A 2,927-nucleotide genomic window follows, 5' to 3' on the forward strand; every position below is an offset into this window, starting at 1 on the left:
ACAAAAACCCCCTCACAAATGTGAGGGGGTTTTCTTTTGGTTGGTTAAGAGTTTAGTATTTACTCTTTGATCAAGCGTTTGGTAATGCTAGCCTTTTCACCTTGGATCTGTACCATGTACATTCCAGACTGAAGGTTATCAATGTCAATTACTTGTTCTCCTTGCATACCGCGAAGGTCAACAGTATTGACAAGTTTACCAGTAACATCATACATCATTACTTTTTCAAGTGCGATGTTAGAACTGTTAGCGATAATCACTTGTGATTGTGCAGGGTTTGGATACATAGAGATCGCATTGTTAAGTGCATTCTCATCAACACCCAAAATACTCTCTACAGTAAGTTCGAAGTCACATGTTGAAGTGTTTCCGTACTCATCAGTAGCAGTAATTTCTACAGTATATACACCATCACCAATTAAGTCTCCAGCAGCTGGATTCTGTGTAGTGATCACTACAGGGTCTGTACAGTTGTCTACAGCCGTTGCCTCGCCAGTAGCGAAGTAATCTGGCACTTCGTAGAACAAGTTACCTGGTCCTGGATCAACTGATTGATCTGCAGGACATGTAAGTACAGGTGCTAAAGCATCTACTACAGTTACCTGTGCAGTACAAGCAGCAATGTTTCCACTTGCATCACTTGCAAAGACCATGATAGTAATAGGTGAGTTTGCGATATCATCACAAGTCACTTCTGTTACATCTACAGCCAATACTGTGATACCACAAGCATCAAAAGATAATGGTCCACCAGGGATCGTTACAAAGAATGCATCTCCATCAGAGTTGATCAATGTAAGTTCCCAGTTTGCAGGATCAAATTGACCTGTAAAGCCTGGCATAAAGTTAGTCACTGTTGTTGTTGCAGGACCAAATAATCCATCATCCGATTGTGAACGGAATCCGAATACATCACCTGGTGCAAGGTTAATAGCACCACTGTTTCCAGTTTGACTAAGTGCACCTAATGGATCTGTAAGTTGTGTGTAAACACCATTAATTGTATATCCGAAGCTATCAAAAGCAGCTCCATCCATAGTCTCAAAAGCCCAGTCGAAACTCACAGTCTCTGCAGCCGTTACCGCTACAGTGAAATCTGTGAATCCTTCAGTTCCTGAGCCGTTATCACTACTAATAGTCATAACTTCATAAGAATCTGGAGAACTACCAAGAAGTGCCATTGGATCGATCGTTGTAGTTCCATCAGGACCTACTTCAATAGTTACATCAGCACAAACAAGTACAGGAGCTGTATTGTCAATTACATTAACAGTAGCGATACATGAAGATTCGTTTCCACTAGCATCTGTAGCAAAAACCTCTACAAGAGTTTCTCCAAGATCATCACATGTAAATGTGATATCAGTACCAACAGCACCACCAGCATCATACAGGATGTTTCCGTTAAATACACGTGGCGCGAATAATGTACCACTGTTGAAAGGATATCCAACTCCAGATCCTTCTAAGAATTCTAAGTTAGCATCACTAGCAAATACAGCACCTAAAGTAGTACCATTGGTGTAGTTAAGTCCACCTGTACTTAAATCGGTTGGTGTTACATAGAAAGCATGTGTTTCACCTGCTGCTATAACATAGTTAAGCATCAAGTTAAGCGGTGTTGCAACACCATCTCCGTTAGACACAACGCCTGGCGCAGTTCCAAGAAGAGTCCATGCTGCCATGTCACCTTCAAAACCTACGTGAGTTCCTGTCTTAGCATATACCTCTACATCAAATGTAGCTCCAGTATCAGCGTTAATATCGAATGATTGGATCACAATATCATTAAGACCGTTAACATCAAACATATTTCCAAAGTTACCATTACCTCCTACAAAAGTTGTAGGTAATGTCATTGGTGCCGGAGCACCTCCTGAACCAGAAATAGTAACAGCACCACAGTTATCTGTAGCACTCATCACTAGAGCACTTGCAGGAATAGTAGCCATACCGTTAGCATCTAAGATAACGTCAAGACCCATTCCAGGATTGTCATAGCTCCAAGTAAGTCCCCAGCTATTTAAAGTACCATTGTCACCACCAGCGTTATCAGTAACACTAAGAGTCCAGTCTCCAAGAGTGCTCTCTCCATCAAAGGCAGAAAGTGCGTTGTTTGGAATAAAGGAACCAGCGATCGTTGGTACACCAGCACCACACTCATCTTCAACAGGCAATGCAGCCTCGTCATCTAAAGTAGCTAAGATATCATCACCTGAACAACCCGCTGCAGTAGTAGGTACACCAGGACGATCCATGATAGTTACAACTGTTCCAGCTGGAGATTGTAACGTAATATCCATATCACCTACCCATGTGTGAGCGATGTCAAGATCTACATTAAGATCGGTAATAGTTACATCGTCTGTTACACTTAAAACACTAACCGTTGTTGGGTTTGCGTCTGTAATAGCAGTTCCAGGAGCAACACTTGCAGTTCCTGTAGCAGTTCCTGGTTGTCCAATACATGTTACAACCGGTGCTTCCACATCATTTACTGTTACATCAAATGAACACTGTACTGTGTTTCCACCAGCATCAGTATACTCTAAAATGTTTGTTGTTGTTCCCACTGGGAATACAGTTCCACTAGCTTGACCTGATACAACTGTGTAAGGTACCGGAGGCCCTGTTGGTTGGTCATAGTCATACGTTAATTGTAACTCAAGGAAACTTGGAGTTGCACAAAGATTAGAAATGTTGATATTTCCAGCAACATCTGTTCCTGTGAAATCAATGATTCCATCAGCAGCCCATAGTTCTATAGTAGCCATAGGGATTGTGAATGTCTCTACAAAGATCGTGTTACACTGATCTGCAAAATCTCCAGAGGCACCAATCATACCTGTTGTTGCTGCATCCTCATCAAAAATAGTCCAAGCTTCTTCATTTCCGCCAGTTCCATCAAGATCACCAAAGGCACGAAC

1 protein-coding gene is annotated in these 2,927 nt (G+C 41.9%); it reads right to left on the reverse strand.

The genetic code is table 11. The features are described 5' to 3' along the window. Positions 1 to 59: 59 nt before the first annotated feature. Positions 60 to 2,927 (reverse strand): T9SS type A sorting domain-containing protein (locus ACY2RU_RS17370; RefSeq protein WP_490139749.1); only part of this gene is annotated, 2,868 nt, incomplete at its 5' end.

Source organism: Ulvibacter sp. 2305UL32-6, assembly GCF_058148545.1.